Source organism: Achromobacter pulmonis, assembly GCF_002885955.2.
GTDB lineage: Bacteria > Pseudomonadota > Gammaproteobacteria > Burkholderiales > Burkholderiaceae_B > Achromobacter > Achromobacter pulmonis_A.
Window position 1 is genome coordinate 668666 of sequence record NZ_POQS01000002.1, and the last position, 16171, is coordinate 684836.

General features: G+C 69.3%; 9 protein-coding genes and 5 pseudogenes. 3 read left to right on the forward strand and 11 right to left on the reverse strand.

What is annotated here, in order from left to right; translation table 11 throughout:
* Positions 1 to 260 precede the first annotated feature (260 nt).
* The 9 genes and pseudogenes from C1I89_RS09175 to C1I89_RS09215 all read right to left on the reverse strand — a co-directional run.
* Positions 261 to 1640 (reverse strand): annotated as a pseudogene (locus C1I89_RS09175) (ATP-binding cassette domain-containing protein); the annotation flags it as partial.
* Positions 1637 to 2260 (reverse strand): annotated as a pseudogene (locus tag C1I89_RS09180) (ABC transporter permease); the annotation flags it as partial. The pseudogenes C1I89_RS09175 and C1I89_RS09180, both read right to left, overlap by 4 nt.
* Positions 2233 to 2649 (reverse strand): annotated as a pseudogene (locus C1I89_RS09185) (ATP-binding cassette domain-containing protein); the annotation flags it as partial. The pseudogenes C1I89_RS09180 and C1I89_RS09185, both read right to left, overlap by 28 nt.
* The gene (locus C1I89_RS09190; protein ID WP_102772452.1) at positions 2646 to 4070 is read right to left on the reverse strand and encodes an ABC transporter permease; all 1425 of its coding nucleotides are present in this window, start codon (positions 4068 to 4070) and stop codon (positions 2646 to 2648) included. The gene C1I89_RS09190 and the pseudogene C1I89_RS09185, both read right to left, overlap by 4 nt.
* A gap of 5 nt (positions 4071 to 4075) precedes the next feature.
* A complete protein-coding gene (locus C1I89_RS09195; protein ID WP_102772453.1) occupies positions 4076 to 5053 on the reverse strand; it encodes an ABC transporter permease in 978 nt (325 codons plus the stop codon).
* On the reverse strand, positions 5050 to 7287 hold the full coding sequence (locus C1I89_RS09200) for an ABC transporter substrate-binding protein (protein WP_102772454.1): 2238 nt from the start codon (positions 7285 to 7287) through the stop codon (positions 5050 to 5052). The genes C1I89_RS09195 and C1I89_RS09200 overlap by 4 nt, the downstream gene beginning before the upstream one ends.
* Before the next feature lie 73 nt (positions 7288 to 7360).
* Positions 7361 to 7993 carry a thermonuclease family protein gene (locus C1I89_RS09205; RefSeq protein ID WP_102772455.1) on the reverse strand — a complete coding sequence of 211 codons (633 nt, stop codon included), beginning with the start codon at positions 7991 to 7993 and terminating at the stop codon, positions 7361 to 7363.
* A gap of 184 nt (positions 7994 to 8177) precedes the next feature.
* On the reverse strand, positions 8178 to 9182 hold the full coding sequence (locus C1I89_RS09210; protein ID WP_102772456.1) for a magnesium and cobalt transport protein CorA: 1005 nt from the start codon (positions 9180 to 9182) through the stop codon (positions 8178 to 8180).
* A gap of 53 nt (positions 9183 to 9235) precedes the next feature.
* Positions 9236 to 11326 (reverse strand): ATP-dependent helicase, encoded by a 2091-nt coding sequence (locus C1I89_RS09215; RefSeq protein ID WP_102772847.1) that lies wholly within the window; start codon positions 11324 to 11326, stop codon positions 9236 to 9238.
* A gap of 110 nt (positions 11327 to 11436) precedes the next feature.
* Here C1I89_RS09215 and C1I89_RS09220 point away from each other — a divergent pair, with 110 nt between their 5' ends.
* Positions 11437 to 12336: a DUF72 domain-containing protein gene (locus C1I89_RS09220; protein WP_102772457.1), complete on the forward strand. Its 900-nt coding sequence runs from the start codon at positions 11437 to 11439 to the stop codon at positions 12334 to 12336.
* On the opposite strand, the gene pdxR (C1I89_RS09225) is transcribed toward C1I89_RS09220, so the two are convergent.
* Positions 12319 to 13848 carry a MocR-like pyridoxine biosynthesis transcription factor PdxR gene (gene pdxR / locus C1I89_RS09225; RefSeq protein WP_369008010.1) on the reverse strand — a complete coding sequence of 510 codons (1530 nt, stop codon included), beginning with the start codon at positions 13846 to 13848 and terminating at the stop codon, positions 12319 to 12321. The two genes, C1I89_RS09220 and pdxR (C1I89_RS09225), sit on opposite strands and share 18 nt — an antisense overlap.
* A 98-nt stretch (positions 13849 to 13946) precedes the next feature.
* Here pdxR (C1I89_RS09225) and C1I89_RS35855 point away from each other — a divergent pair.
* A pseudogene (locus tag C1I89_RS35855) lies at positions 13947 to 14102 on the forward strand (4-aminobutyrate--2-oxoglutarate transaminase); the annotation flags it as partial.
* On the opposite strand, the pseudogene pdxR (C1I89_RS09235) reads toward C1I89_RS35855, so the two are convergent.
* Positions 14081 to 15148 (reverse strand): annotated as a pseudogene (gene pdxR / locus C1I89_RS09235) (MocR-like pyridoxine biosynthesis transcription factor PdxR); the annotation flags it as partial. The pseudogenes C1I89_RS35855 and pdxR (C1I89_RS09235) sit on opposite strands and share 22 nt — an antisense overlap.
* A gap of 98 nt (positions 15149 to 15246) precedes the next feature.
* Here pdxR (C1I89_RS09235) and C1I89_RS09240 point away from each other — a divergent pair.
* A partial coding sequence (locus C1I89_RS09240; RefSeq protein WP_102772458.1) for an aminotransferase class III-fold pyridoxal phosphate-dependent enzyme occupies positions 15247 to 16171 on the forward strand: 925 nt, incomplete at its 3' end.

A 16171-nucleotide genomic window follows, 5' to 3' on the forward strand; every position in this document is an offset into this window, starting at 1 on the left:
ACCGGCGGCGCCAACGGCAACGGCGGACTGCTCAGCCCCATCACCGGCCTGCTGGCCGGCGTGACGCAGCCGGGCGGCGCCAACGGCGGCCTGCTGGCGCCGGTGACCGGCCTGCTGGCCGGCGTCACGGGCGGCCTGGGCGGAGCCGCGGGCGGAACCGCCGGCAACGGCGGCCTGCTGGGCGGATTGCTCGGCGGCGGCGCCGCCGCGGGCGGCACGGCCGGCGGCTCGGGCGGCGCGGCCGCCAACGGCGGACTGCTGGGCGGCCTNGCCAGCGCCCGCGCGATCGCGATGCGCTGGCGCTGGCCGCCGGAGAACTCGTGCGGATAGCGGGCCAGCGTGTTGGCCGGCAGGCCGACCCGCTCGACCAGGCGCGCCGCGAGCGCGGCGCGCGCCGTCCTGTCCATCCCGCGGCGCAGCGAGGCCAGGCCTTCGTCCAGGATGTCGCCCACGCGCATGCGCGGATCGAGCGAGGCGTAGGGGTCCTGGAACACGATCTGGATGTCCTGCCGCAGGCGTTGCAGCTGGCGGCGGTCGGCGGTCAGCAGGTCCTGGCCCTCTAGCAGCGCGCGGCCCGAGACGCGCGCGCCGTCGATCAGCCGCAGCAGCGCCTTGCCGGTGGTGGTCTTGCCGCAGCCCGATTCGCCCAGCAGCGCCAGGGTCTCGCCGGCCTTGAGATCGAACGTCACCCCGTCGGCGGCCTTGACCCACGACACGATGCGCCGCAGCGGCCCCTTGCGCACGGGGTAATGCACTTTCAGGTCAGCGACCTCCAGCACCACCTCGCCCGTACGCCGGACGCGCGCCCCGCCTGCCTCGGCCAGCGCCTTGCGGCCCGGCTCCGTCAACGGGACGCCGCGTTTCTCGAAGGTGGGAATGGCCTCGAACAGCTGGCGCGCATAAGGGTGGCGCGGCGCGCGGAAGAACTCCTCGGCGCTGGCGCTCTCGACGATTTCGCCGGCGCGCATCAGCGCCACGTGATGGGCCACGTTCTTCACCACCGCGAGGTCGTGCGTGATCAGCAGGATGGCCATGCCCATCTCGCGCTGGATGTCGGCCAGCAGATCCAGCACCTGCGCCTGCACGGTGACGTCCAGCGCCGTGGTGGGCTCGTCGGCGATCAGCAGCAGCGGCTCGGCCGCCAGCGCGATGGCGATCATGACGCGNNNGAACTGGAAGGGATAGTCGTCCACGCGCCGCTCGGGCTCGGGAATGCCCACGCGCCGCAGCCACTCGATGGCGCGCTCGCGCGCGGCCGCGCCGCGCAGCGACGTATGCGCGAGCAGGGTCTCGACGATCTGGTCACCAACGCGCATCACCGGATTCAGGCTGGTCGACGGTTCCTGGAAGATGATGCCGATGCGCCCTCCGCGCACGCCGCGCATCGCGCTTTCCGGCAGGCGGTTCAGGTCCTCGCCGTCCAGGTCGATCTGCCCGCCCACGATGCGGCCGGCGTCCGGCAGCAGGCGCAGCAGCGCCAGCGCCGTCATGCTCTTGCCGCAGCCGGATTCGCCCACCAGCGCGAAGGTCTGGCGCCGGGAGATGGCCAACTGCAGGCGCTTGACCGCCTGGGTCATGCCGCTTTCGCCGGCGATGTCCACTTCCAGTTCGCGGACCTCGAGCAAGGGCGTCTGGCTCATGGCGCGTCTCCGGAGCGCGAAGGCGCGGCCGCGGCGCCGCGCCTGAACAGGCCCAGGCCGCGGCGCGCCGGCTTGTAGCGGCGGGTGCGCGGATCGAACGCGTCGCGCACGGCGTCGGCGAACAGATTGGCCGCCAGCACCAGGGCCAGCATGAAGATGAATGCGGTCATCAGGTTCCACCAGATCATGGGATCGCGGGACATTTCCAGCCGGGCGCCGTCGATCATCGAGCCGAAGGAATTCATGCTGGGGTCCACGCCTATGCCCAGGTACGACAGCACCGCCTCGTACAGGACCAGCCCCGAGAACTCCAGCACCATGGTGATCAGGACCAGGTGCGCCACGTTGGGCAGCAGGTGGCGCGTCATGATGCGCCAGTGCGATACGCCGAAGGCCCTGGCGGCCTGCACGTATTCCAGCTCGCGCAGCTTCAGGGTTTCGGCGCGCAGCAGGCGGCACAGCCCGGCCCAGCCGGTAAAGCCCAGGATCATGCACAGCAGGAACAGGCGCAGGTCGGCGCGCGCGGCCGAGGTGTCGAACAGGTCCGCGTTATTGTCGATGTAGACCTGCATCATCAGCGCGCAGGCGGCCACCAGCAGCACGCCCGGAATCGAGGTGATGNGGCCGCGCCGCGCAGCGACGTATGCGCGAGCAGGGTCTCGACGATCTGGTCACCAACGCGCATCACCGGATTCAGGCTGGTCGACGGTTCCTGGAAGATGATGCCGATGCGCCCTCCGCGCACGCCGCGCATCGCGCTTTCCGGCAGGCGGTTCAGGTCCTCGCCGTCCAGGTCGATCTGCCCGCCCACGATGCGGCCGGCGTCCGGCAGCAGGCGCAGCAGCGCCAGCGCCGTCATGCTCTTGCCGCAGCCGGATTCGCCCACCAGCGCGAAGGTCTGGCGCCGGGAGATGGCCAACTGCAGGCGCTTGACCGCCTGGGTCATGCCGCTTTCGCCGGCGATGTCCACTTCCAGTTCGCGGACCTCGAGCAAGGGCGTCTGGCTCATGGCGCGTCTCCGGAGCGCGAAGGCGCGGCCGCGGCGCCGCGCCTGAACAGGCCCAGGCCGCGGCGCGCCGGCTTGTAGCGGCGGGTGCGCGGATCGAACGCGTCGCGCACGGCGTCGGCGAACAGATTGGCCGCCAGCACCAGGGCCAGCATGAAGATGAATGCGGTCATCAGGTTCCACCAGATCATGGGATCGCGGGACATTTCCAGCCGGGCGCCGTCGATCATCGAGCCGAAGGAATTCATGCTGGGGTCCACGCCTATGCCCAGGTACGACAGCACCGCCTCGTACAGGACCAGCCCCGAGAACTCCAGCACCATGGTGATCAGGACCAGGTGCGCCACGTTGGGCAGCAGGTGGCGCGTCATGATGCGCCAGTGCGATACGCCGAAGGCCCTGGCGGCCTGCACGTATTCCAGCTCGCGCAGCTTCAGGGTTTCGGCGCGCAGCAGGCGGCACAGCCCGGCCCAGCCGGTAAAGCCCAGGATCATGCACAGCAGGAACAGGCGCAGGTCGGCGCGCNNNTGCATCATCAGCGCGCAGGCGGCCACCAGCAGCACGCCCGGAATCGAGGTGATGGTGGTGTACAGGTACTGGATGGCGTCGTCGATCCTGCCCTTGAAATAGCCGGCCGCGATGCCGAAGACGATGGCCGGCGGCAGCATGGCCACGGTGGTGAGGCTGCCGATCACGAGCGCGGTGCGGATGCTTTTCAATGCCTGCCACAGCACGTCGTTGCCGATGCGGTCGGTGCCCAGCGCGTGGTAGCCGCTGGACAGCCCCGCCAGCGCCCCCACCGCCAGGCACAGCAGCGTGAAGGTGAGCGTCATGGCGCCCCAGGGCACGCCGGCATGATCGCCGGACGCCGCGCGCCGCCGCCGCAGGCAGGCGTACAGCACCCCGGCCGCCGCCAGCGCCACGGCCAGCCCGCCGGCCAGGCCCAGCCCCAGCCGCCTGAGCAGGTCGCCGCCGCGGTCGCGGTCCGGGTCCTCCAGGTGCAGGCCGGCGCCGCGCAGCCGGGGAAAATCGCGCACCGGCTTGCCGTCGACCAGCTCGGTTTCCTTGGTGAACTGGCGCACGGCCAGCGGTTCGGAATAGGTTTTCTCCGGCCGCATCAGCACCGTGCCGGCAAGCAGGCCGTCCAGCGCCGAGCGCACCGCGGGCGCATAGACCGGGGCGGCGTCGGCCGGCGCGCCCGGCGCGGGCGGCAACTGGGGCCGGTAGTGCACCGAATCCAGCAGGCCCACCGCGACGAAGGCGGCCAGCACCACGGCCGAGCACATGGCCGGCGTATCGCGGGCGACGCGCGCCCAGGTCGAGCGCAGATTCGGGCTGCGGCGCACCCGCCAGGCGTAGGCGGCCGCGCCCAGCACCATCAGCCATAGCGCGATATCGGTCCAGAGAAAGACGAACTTGGGCATGGCGGCTACTCGAATCTGACGCGGGGATCGGCCAGCGTGTAGGAAATGTCGGCCAGGATCAGCCCGACGATATAGAGCGCGGCGCCCAGGAACACCATGGCGCGCACGATGGAGAAGTCCTGCGCGTTGATCGCGTCGATGGTGTAGCTGCCCAGGCCGGGAATGCCGAAAAAGGATTCGGCGATCAGGCTGCCCATGAAGAGCAGCGGCAGCGCGGCCACCGTGCCGGTCAGGATGGGCAGCATGGCGTTGCGCAGCACGTGCCTGAACAGCACCACGCGCTCGGCCAGGCCCTTGGAACGGGCGGTGCGCACGTAGTCCTTGCCGATCTCCTCCAGGAACAGGGTGCGGTAGAAGCGCGCTTCCGGCCCCAGCCGCGACACGATGGCGACCAGCACCGGCAGCGCCAGGAATTTGACCGCGTCCAGCCCGCCCGAGAAGCCCGAGAACGGCACCAGCCGCAGCAGCTTGGCGAACACCCACTGGCCGGCGATGATGTAGAACAGGCTGGAGATGGACAGCAGCAGCACGCACAGCACCACGCCCCAGAAATCCAGCCGCGTGGCCCGGAAATACACCAGCGTCAGCGAGAACACGATGCTGACGAAAAGCCCCAGGATGAAGGTGGGCACCGCCAGCGCCAGGCTGGGCCCCATGCGCGTCTGGATCTCGCGGCCGATGTCGCGGCCGCCGTCGGAGGCGCCGAACTCCATGGCCAATAGCGGCACCGAGCGCTGGTAGAACACCGTGTCGGTCAGCCGGGCCGCGCCCTCGGCCTTGCTGTTGAAAAACAGCGGCTTGTCGTAGCCGCGCTCGGCCTTCCACTTTTCCACCGCCTCCTGGCTGACGCGCTGGCCGCCGATGGCCAGGCGCGCCATGTCGTCGGGCGTGTTCACCGCGAAGAACAGGATGAAGGTAAAGAGATTCACGCCGATCAGAATCAGCACGCCGTACAGCAGCCGGCGGATCACGTAGCCGATCATGATTGATGCTCCTTGCCGGCGCGCGGCGCGAATGCCGTCTGGCGTTCGCGCCGCTTGAGCGCCACGTACGAAGGCCAGATCGCCAGCGCCAGCAGCAGCACGAAGACGCCGACGGGCCACCATCTGGGGGAATTCCATTCGTCGATCTTGCGCTGGCGCAGCCCGGGATCGATCTTCATGTATTGCAGCGTGTTGCGCACCATCTGGGTCGGCTTGGCGTTGCCCACCCATTGCTGGTAGGCGCCGCCCGACATCGGAAAGTAGCCGAACATCCAGGGCGCGTCGCGCTGCACGATGGCCACCATTTTCGCGATCAGCTTTTCTTTCTCGGGGCCGTCGTCCAGGAACTTGAGCTGCTCGAACAGCCGGTCGTATTCGGGGCTGGCGTAATTGGCCGCGTTTTCGCCGCCGCCCTTGGCCTTGGCGTTGGGGCCGTACAGCAGGAACAGGAAATTTTCGGCGTCGGGATAATCGGCGTTCCAGCCCCAGAAGAAGATCTGCGCGGCGCCGCGCATCATCTTGTCCTGGAAGCGGTTGTAGTCGGTGGCGCGCACGTCCAGCTGCACGCCGATCTTGGCGAGCTGGCGCCGCATCCAGTCGAACTGCGGATTGGAGCCGCCGCCCGACATGGAGTCGTAGTACAGCACCAGCGGCGCGCCGGTCTCGGCGTTGCGGCCGTCCGGGTAGCCGGCCTCGGCCAGCAGGCGCTTGGCCACGTCCACCGATTTGCGCACGGGCTTGCCGTCCACCAGGTCGTAGACCACCGGGTTGATGCCCTCGGGCGGCTCGCGGTAGCCGAGCACGCCTGGCGGCACCGGGCCGTAGGCCACCGAAGCCTGGCTGTTCTCGAACACGGCCACGTATTCTTCCCAGTCGAAGGCGATGCTGATGGCCTGGCGCAGCTTGCGGTTCTTTTCCTGCTGCCCGGGCGTATCGCCCTTGCCCACCACCGGGTCCAGCCAGTTGAAGCCCATGTACCAGTTGGCCGTCTCGACCGTGGTGGGCAGCTTGATGCCGTGCTCGCGGTACAGGCGCGCCTTGTCCTGGCTGTCGCCGGCCGCCACCAGCATGGCCACGCCGTATTCGCCGCGCTCGATCTGCGGCATGTCGTAATAGCCCTGCATGAACTTGCCGGTCAGCGGTATGGCTTCTTTTTCGACGCTGAATTCCGCGCGGTCGATGAAGGGCGTGGGCTTGCCGCAGTCGGCCAGCAGGCCGGCGGCCTCGTCGCCGGGTTCGCCTTCGCAGGGATAGGGTTCGCCGTGGTAGTTGGGATTGCGGGCCAGCACGTGGCGGCGGTTCTGCAGCGACTCCGCCAGCATGTACGGGCCGGTGCCCACCGGCCAGGTGTTGAACGACAGGTCATGCTCGGCCATGCCCGGCTGGCTGTAGAAGCGGTCCGCCTCCCAGGGAATGGGCGCGGTGAAAGTCATGGCCAGCCAGTACTTGAACTGCGGATACTTGCCCTTGACGCGGATGCGCAGGGTGTGGGCGTCCAGCGCCTGCACGCCGGTGAAGCCGTCGGGCTCGCGCAGGTCCAGCCAGGGCGGCGCGCCGGCGCCGCCCGGCGCGTCGCGCCGCAGCGCCTGGTCGCGCTGGCGCAGGCGCTCGCCGTATTCTTTCAGGCCCACGATGTGCTCGGCCATCAGCGCCGAGATCGGCGACACCACGCGCGGGCTGGCCAGGCGCCGCAGGCCGTAGACATAGTCGTCGGCGGTCAGCTCGCGCGTGCCGGTGCGCGGGAAATCGGGAATGTAGTACTTGCCTTCGAGTTCGCCCGGCGCCAGCGGAAAGTATTCATAACCGCCGTCGGCCTTGCGCGCGAAGGCCGGATGCGGCGCGTAGCGCGAGCCGGGGCGCAGCTTGATGTCGTACACGCTCTCGGCGATCTGCTGGCCCGGCGCGTCGGCCGGCAGCGTGTCGCCCTGGGCGTCCAGGTAGACCGGCGGGTCGATCGAGGCCGCCGCGCGCGGCACCAGTTCGTAGGGCCGCTTCAGATAGTGGTAGCCGTAAAGCGTCTCGTAGATGTTGTAGGTATAGGGGGTTTCGTCGCCGGAATAGGAGCTGGCCGGGTCCAGGTACTTGGGCGAGCGCTTGACGAAGGCCGAATAAAGCGTGTTCTGGCCTTCGGCGCCGGCCGGATAAGGGCTGTTGATGGGGCTTTCCCGCGAGCAGCCCGCCAACGCCAGCGACAACAGCAAGGCCATCGCCCAGAGCCGCTTCAATGCACCCATGGAAACCTTCCCTTCGAATCGTTGCGACAGAGGATAGCAAACACGGGCCCGGACCCATAGGGCCGCGCCGCGCTCAGCCGCACTGGCGCTGCCGCCAGCAGTCGTAGCGCCATTTCCAGGGCTGCACCGCGCCCGGCTGCGCCCACAGGCCGCGCCCGGCCGCCTTGGCCTGGCGCTGCAGTTCCGGCATGGCCTGGTCGCGCAGGTAGTCGCCGCGGCGCGCCGTGTAGGCCCAGGCGTAGCCGGCCTCGACCTGGGCGCGGTTGGCCGACTGCCCGTTCTCCAGCATCAGCGCGCACACGTCGCGGCCGTACTGGTCTTTTTCATAGCACTGGGCGGTCAGCGTCTTGCCCGCCACCAGGCCGGCAAGATGCTTGCGCGCGGCCTCGGCATAGGGCTGGCCGGGCTGTTCGGCGCCATGCCCTTCCTCGGGCGCGTCGATGCTGTCCATGCGGATCTTGCGTTGCCCGTCCGGCGCCCGCAGCGTGACGGTGTCGCCGTCGGCGACATTGACGATCATGCCCGTCAGCGTATAGCTGCCGGCAGGCACCCCGTCCGCCCGGCCCTGCGCCGGCGGCGCCGGCTGCGGCTCCTGCCGCCCGGCAGGCTGCAGCCAATCGACCACGGCCGCCGCCGCCGCAAGGATAAGGGCGACGACCACGGCGGCCAGCTTGCCGCCTCCGCGAAAATAAGGATTGCCACGCACCGGCAGATCTCCAGAATGGAAAACGCAGGAAGTTTGCCATAAGGAGGGGGGCGGCAGCCGCCGGTTTTCGTCGCATGCTGATTATTTGTCTCTTGCCACGAAAACCGGCGGCTGGCGCCGCCTGATGGGTTACGCGCGCTCGATATTTGGGTTCTTGCTCAAGAACTCTCGCGCTGCACCCATCCTACAACCACCCCGACTTCCGGAACCGCCAGTACAGCACCGAACAGACGCTCGCGATCACGCCCAGCGTGACGGGATAGCCCCAGGGCGATTTGAGTTCGGGCATGAACTCGAAGTTCATGCCGTAGATGCCGGCGATGGCGGTGGGCACCGCCAGGATGGCGGCCCAGGAGGCCAGCTTGCGGGTGGTGTCGTTCTGCGCCGCCTGGCCGATCATGAGGCTGGCTTCGAACGCGAACGCCAGCGATTCGCGCAAGGCGTTGAACAGCTCGTCCACCCGCAGCACGCGGTCGGCGACCTCGCCGAAATACGGGCGGGCGTGCTCGTCCACGGCCGACATCTCCACGCGCGCCAGGCGGCGGCAGATCTCGGCCAGCGGCGAGACCACCGTGTGGATGCGCAGCAGGTCGCGGCGCTGCCGGTACAGCCTGCGGATGTCGGAGTCCTTGGCGCCGCGGATCAGCAGCTTCTGCTCGGCGCCCTCCACCACCGCCTCGATCTTGCCGGCCGCCGCCACGTAGCGGTCGACCAGCCAGTCCAGCAGCTCGGAAGCCACATAGTCGCTGCCGCGCTTGAGCAGGTCGGGCGCGGCCTCCAGCCGTTCGCGCAGCGCGCTGTGGCCGGCGGTGGCGCCGCGCCGCACCGTGACCAGGAAACCGTCGCCGATGAGGAACTGGGTTTCGCCGAAGATCGGCCGCTCGGCCTCGACCTCCACCGTGATGGCCACGATCAGGATCATGTTGCCGTAGTCGATGATCTTGGGCCGGCGATGGGCCTCCAGCATTTCTTCCTGGTTCTTGCCGCAGGCGCCGAGTTCGCTCGCGATCCTGCCCAGCAGTTCCGGGCCGGGATTGCGCAGGCCTATCCACAGCATGCCGTGGCCCTGCCTGACGTACTGCCCGACCTCGTCGATGGGAACCTCGCGTTCGCGCCGCCCGTTCACGTAGGCGATCGACGCGACGACTTCGCGTTTCGCCGCGTCGGCGGCGAGTTCTTCAGTAGACATAAACACCCTCGGACTATGCGACCCGTGCCGGTATCGGGCGATGATAGCCCTTTCTACGAGAACAGATTTCGCACCCGCCGGGCCACGTCCACGCTTGGCGCCTGCGGCTGCGGCGACGCGCCGCGCCCTTCGGGCAGCGGCGGGGGCTTGGGCAGGTGCTCGAACAGCGGCAGCATCGCATTCGAGATGTAGCGCGTGCGCGAGCCGTAGACGTGGCGGTCGCCCATGCCGGTCTGCTGGTGCACGTAGAAGCGCTGCGGCACGATGAGCTGCAGGCGCTCGCGGGCGCGCGTCATGGCCACGTACAGCAGGCGGCGCTCTTCCTCGATCTCTTCGGCCGTGCCGGTGCTCATGTCGGACGGGATGCAGCCGTCCACCACGTTCAGCACATAGACCGCCTTCCATTCCTGGCCCTTGGCCGAATGGATGGTGGACAGGATCATGTAGTCCTCGTCGCGCAGCGGCGCGCCGGATTCGTCGCTGGTGGCGTCCGGCGGGTCCAGGGTCAGCTCGGTCAGGAAGCGCTCGCGCGACGGATAGCCCGAGGCGATGCGCAGCAGCTGGTCGAGATCGGCGCGGCGCACCCGGGCGTCGTCGTACAGCCGCTCCAGCTGACTGCCGTACCAGCGCAGGGCCAGGTCGGCGTCGGCCGGCCACTTCAGGCCGGAATCGCACAGCGCGGCGTAGGTGTCGGCGAAGCCGCGCCATTCCTCCTGGGCCGCCGCGCCCGGCTTGAATTCGCGCAGCGCCTGCAGCGGCTGCGGCGAGGCCGACATGGCGTCCATCAGCCTGGCCGCGGTGGCCGGGCCGATGCCCGGCAGCAGCTGCGCCACGCGAAATCCGGCCATGCGTCCGCGCGGATTCTCGGCCCAGCGCAGCAGCGAGAGCAGGTCCTTGACGTGCGCGGCCTCCAGAAAGCGCAGCCCGCCGAACTTCACGTAAGGGATATTACGGCGGGTCAGCTCCAGTTCCAGTGCGGCGCTGTGGCTGGAGGTGCGAAACAGCGCGGCCTGCGACTTGAGCGTGGCGCCGCCCTCGCGCTGAGCCAGCACCTGGTCGGCGACCCAGCGCGCCTGGCCGGCCTCGTCGCTGACCGTCACCAGCTCGGGCAGCTGCGACGACTGGCGGTCGGTCCAGAGATCCTTGGCATAGCGTTCCGTGGCCTGGCCGATGACCGCGTTGGACGCGTTCAGGATGGGCTGGGTGGAGCGGTAGTTGCGCTCCAGCGTGATGACGCGCGCCGGCTCGGGAAACTGCGTGGGGAAGTCCAGGATGTTGCGCACGGTGGCCGCGCGGAACGAATAAATGGCCTGGGCGTCGTCGCCCACCACGGTCAGGCCGCGCCCGTCGGGCTTCAGGGCCAGCAGGATGGCCGCCTGCAGGCGGTTGGTGTCCTGGTACTCGTCGACCAGCACGTGGTCGAAGCGCGCCCCCAGGTCGGCCGCGATGCCGGGGTCGCCCATCATCTCGGCCCAGTAGAGCAGCAGGTCGTCGTAGTCCAGCACCTGCTGGTCCTGCTTGGCCGCGACGTAGGCGCGAAACAGGTTCTTGAGTTCGTCCTCCCATTGCGCGCACCACGGGAAGGCGGTCTTGAGCACGTCGGCCACGGGCGTCTGGCTGTTGACCACCCGCGAATAGATCGCCAGGCAGGTGCCCTCGAGCGGAAAGCGCGACTTGGTGGCCGACAGCCCGAGTTCGTGGCGCACCATGCCCATGAGGTCCTCGGCGTCGCCGCGGTCATGGATGGTGAAGGTTTCGGCCAGGCCGATGCGCTGCGCGCAATCGCGCAGCAGCCGCGCGCCGATCGCGTGGAAAGTGCCGGCCCACGGCAGCGACGGCGGCTGCTGCGTGGAGCGCAGGTTCATCGCCCGCTGCAGCACCGTGCCCACGCGCCGCTCCATCTCCAGCGCCGCGCGGCGCGAGAACGTCAGCAGCAGCATGCGCTGCGGGTCCGCGCCGTTGAGGATCAGGTGGGCGACTCGGTGCGCCAGCGTGTTGGTCTTGCCCGAGCCGGCGCCCGCGATCACCAGCAACGGCGCGGCCGCGCCGAATTCGGCGGCTTCGCGCTGGGCGGGATTGAGATCGCCCAGGGGATCGGGGCGTTCGGAGGCGGACGGAGACGGCAGGCTGTTGGGGTCGGACATGGAACGGGGGCCGCCGGCGGCGGCCTCGGCAGGCAAGGCGCCGGGACATTGCCCGGCTCGGGATTGGCACTGTATATTTATACAGAATTTTTTGGATTCCGTCTGATTCCGTGCGCCTTCTGACCGGCACCGCTTCCTGGACCGACCCCACGCTGCTGGCCTGCGGCCGGTTCTATCCGCCCGAGGCCCGCAGCGCCGAGGCGCGGCTGCGCCACTACGCCTCGCGCTTCGGCATGGCCGAGGTCGATTCCAGCTATTACGCCATGCCCACGGCGCAAAACGCCTATCTGTGGGACCAGCGCACGCCCGACGGATTCGTCTTCAACATCAAGGCCTTCCGGCTGTTCACCGGGCACCAGACGCCGCTTTCGGCGCTGCCCGCCGACATCCGGCGCGAACTGGCCGACTGGCCCGAGCCGCTCATCTACCACGACCAGATGCCGTCCGACCTGCGCGACGAGCTCTGGCGCCGCTTCCAGCTGGCGCTGGAGCCGCTGCGCCTGCCCGGCAAGCTGGGCGCGGTGCATTTCCAGTTTCCGCCCTGGGTGCGGCGCGATGCGCGCGGCATGGCGCGGGTCGGCGACTGCGCGCGGCGCATGGAAGAACACCTGGTGTCGGTGGAGTTCCGCCACGCAAGCTGGTTCGCCACGCCCGCGGCCACCGAGGCCACGCTGGCGTTCGAGCGCGAGCTGGGCGTGGCGCACACGGTGGTGGACGCGCCCCAGGGCTACGCCAACACGGTGCCCGCGGTCTGGGCCTGCACCCATCCGGAACTCGCGCTGCTGCGGCTGCACGGGCGCAACGCGGCGACCTGGAACGCATCGGGCGCGGCCTCGTCGGGACGCTTCCAGTACGAGTACACGGAGCAGGAACTGGCGGAGCTGGCCGAACGCTTTGCGCGGCTGGCGGCGCAGAGCGCGCAGGCGCACGCCGTCTTCAATACCAATTTCGAGGACCAGGGCATGCGCAACGCCGCCGCCTTCGCCGCCGCGTTAGGGCGACGGCCGTAGCGCGGCGGCCTTGGCGCCGCGCCGGGCGGCGGGCGCGTGCGCCACTTCCGCCAGGCTTTCCAGCAGCACTTCGAATTTGCGCGCGATCTCGTGGTCGGGCACGCAGGCGTAGCCCAGCAGCAGGCCGGGCCGGCGCGCCTCGTCGTTGACGTAGTAGCGCGACAGCGCGCGCGTCAGCACGCCTTTGCCGTGCGCCACTTCCACCACGCGCCGGTCGTCCATGTCCGGCGGCAGCGTCAGCACCAGGTGCAGGCCGGCCATGCTGGCGTCGCGGTGCAGCCACTGCGGCCCCAGCCGCCTTTCGATCAGATTGACCAGCATGGCGCGGCGGCGTCCGTACAGCATGCGCATGCGGCGGATGTGGGCGGCGTAATGGCCGTCGGCGATGAAGGTGGCCAGCGCCGCGTGCGTCATCAGATGGCCTTCGCGGTACAGCTCGGCATGCGCGGCCTGGAACGCCGCGGTCAAGGCCTTGGGCAGCACCAGGTAGCCCACGCGCAGGCCCGGATACAGCGTCTTGCTGAAGGTGCCCATGTAGATCACGGGCGCGTCCGGCTCCAGCCCCAGCAGCGAGGCGATGGGCCGGCCGGAGAAGCGGAATTCGCTGTCGTAGTCGTCTTCGATGATCCAGCTGCCGCTGGCGCGCGCCACGGCCAGCAGCTGGCGGCGGCGCGCCAGCGACATGACCGGGCCCAGCGGATACTGATGCGAAGGCGTGACGAAAATGAAGCGCGGCGGCTCGACGAGCGATTCCGGCAGCCGCATGCCCTCCTCGTCCACCGGCAGGTGCAGCGTGCGCAGGCCGTTGGCCTGCAGCACGGTGCGCGCGCCCCAGTAGCCGGGGTCCTCGACCCAGGCGGTTTCGCCGGCCTCGCCCAGGATGCGGGTGGTCAGGTCGATGGCCTGGTGCAGTCCCTCGGTGATCAGGATCTGCTCGGGGTCGCAGTCGATGGAGCGCGTCAGCGCCAGATGCTGCGCCAGCGCCTCGCGCAGCGCCGGCAGGCCGCCGCCGTACGAGTAGGTCAGCAGGTCGGGCGTGGGATTGCGCCACAGGCCGCTCATGATGCGGCCGAACTTCTTGTGCGGGAACTCGGCCAGGTCGGGCACGCCGGGCATGAACGCGCCCCACTGGTAGGGCGAGGCCGAGGCGCCGTCGACGATGGCCGCGCCGCGCGCCGACAGCGCCGGGCGCGGCGCGGCCGGCGGCGGCTGGCGGCGGCGCCGGCCGCTGGCCAGGTAGGAGTCCGGCACCGAGGCGTTGACGAAGGTGCCGTTGCCCTGGCGGCTGCGGGTATAGCCTTCGGCCAGCAGCTGGCTGTAGACGTGCACCACGGTATTGCGGGCGATGCCCAGCTCGGCCGCCAGGTCGCGCGTGGCGGGCAGCCGCGAGTCCGCGGCGATGGCGCCGTCCAGGATGGCTTCGCGGATGCCCTGGTACAGGCGCTTGTTCATGGGACCGCTGGCGCCGTCGCCCAGGCGCAGCAGCAGCAGGTCACCGACGATGGAACGCAATTGGTTCTACCCGTTTTAGAAAAGTGGTTCCCATAAATGGGGCCATCGTAGCATTAAATATTGGTTTTACCGTCCCCATCACGCTCTGCGAGGCCGAGATGAAGAATCAGGATCTGAATACCCGCCGTTCCCTGGCCACGCCGCGTGGCGTCGGCGTCATGTGCGACTTCTACGCCGTGCGCGCCGAAAACGCGACGCTGTGGGACGCCGAGGGCAAGGAATACATCGATTTCGCCGGCGGCATCGCCGTGCTGNAGGCCTTGGGCAGCACCAGGTAGCCCACGCGCAGGCCCGGATACAGCGTCTTGCTGAAGGTGCCCATGTAGATCACGGGCGCGTCCGGCTCCAGCCCCAGCAGCGAGGCGATGGGCCGGCCGGAGAAGCGGAATTCGCTGTCGTAGTCGTCTTCGATGATCCAGCTGCCGCTGGCGCGCGCCACGGCCAGCAGCTGGCGGCGGCGCGCCAGCGACATGACCGGGCCCAGCGGATACTGATGCGAAGGCGTGACGAAAATGAAGCGCGGCGGCTCGACGAGCGATTCCGGCAGCCGCATGCCCTCCTCGTCCACCGGCAGGTGCAGCGTGCGCAGGCCGTTGGCCTGCAGCACGGTGCGCGCGCCCCAGTAGCCGGGGTCCTCGACCCAGGCGGTTTCGCCGGCCTCGCCCAGGATGCGGGTGGTCAGGTCGATGGCCTGGTGCAGTCCCTCGGTGATCAGGATCTGCTCGGGGTCGCAGTCGATGGAGCGCGTCAGCGCCAGATGCTGCGCCAGCGCCTCGCGCAGCGCCGGCAGGCCGCCGCCGTACGAGTAGGTCAGCAGGTCGGGCGTGGGATTGCGCCACAGGCCGCTCATGATGCGGCCGAACTTCTTGTGCGGGAACTCGGCCAGGTCGGGCACGCCGGGCATGAACGCGCCCCACTGGTAGGGCGAGGCCGAGGCGCCGTCGACGATGGCCGCGCCGCGCGCCGACAGCGCCGGGCGCGGCGCGGCCGGCGGCGGCTGGCGGCGGCGCCGGCCGCTGGCCAGGTAGGAGTCCGGCACCGAGGCGTTGACGAAGGTGCCGTTGCCCTGGCGGCTGCGGGTATAGCCTTCGGCCAGCAGCTGGCTGTAGACGTGCACCACGGTATTGCGGGCGATGCCCAGCTCGGCCGCCAGGTCGCGCGTGGCGGGCAGCCGCGAGTCCGCGGCGATGGCGCCGTCCAGGATGGCTTCGCGGATGCCCTGGTACAGGCGCTTGTTCATGGGACCGCTGGCGCCGTCGCCCAGGCGCAGCAGCAGCAGGTCACCGACGATGGAACGCAATTGGTTCTACCCGTTTTAGAAAAGTGGTTCCCATAAATGGGGCCATCGTAGCATTAAATATTGGTTTTACCGTCCCCATCACGCTCTGCGAGGCCGAGATGAAGAATCAGGATCTGAATACCCGCCGTTCCCTGGCCACGCCGCGTGGCGTCGGCGTCATGTGCGACTTCTACGCCGTGCGCGCCGAAAACGCGACGCTGTGGGACGCCGAGGGCAAGGAATACATCGATTTCGCCGGCGGCATCGCCGTGCTGAACACCGGCCACCTGCATCCGAAGGTCAAGGCCGCGGTCGCCGCGCAGCTCGACGCATTCACCCATACGGCCTACCAGATCGTGCCGTACGAGGGCTACGTCACGCTGGCCGAGCGCATCAACCGCGTCGCGCCCATAGCCGGCCTGAAGAAGTCGGCCTTTTTCACCACCGGCGTGGAAGCCGTGGAGAACGCGGTGAAGATCGCGCGCTCGGCCACCGGGCGCTCGGGCGTGATCGCCTTTTCCGGATCGTTCCACGGCCGCACCATGCTGGGCATGGCGCTGACCGGCAAGGTCGCCCCCTACAAGCTGTCGTTCGGCCCGATGCCGGGCGACATCTACCACGTCCCCTTCCCCAACGCGGCCCAGTCCGTCAGCGTGGCCGATTCGCTCAAGGCGCTGGACCTGCTGTTCAAGTGCGATATCGATCCGCGCCGGGTCGCGGCCATCATCATCGAACCGGTGCAGGGCGAAGGCGGCTTCAACATCACCCCGCCGGAACTGATGACGGCGCTGCGCAAGGTCTGCGACGAGCACGGCATCCTGCTGATCGCCGACGAGGTGCAGACCGGATTCGGGCGCACCGGCAAGCTGTTCGCCATGGAGCACCACGCGGTCCAGGCCGACCTGATCACCATGGCCAAGAGTCTGGGCGGCGGCTTCCCGATCTCGGGCGTGGTCGGACGCGCCGAGATCATGGACGCGCCGGCCGCCGGCGGCCTGGGCGGCACCTATGCCGGCAACCCGCTGGCGGTGGCCGCCGCGCACG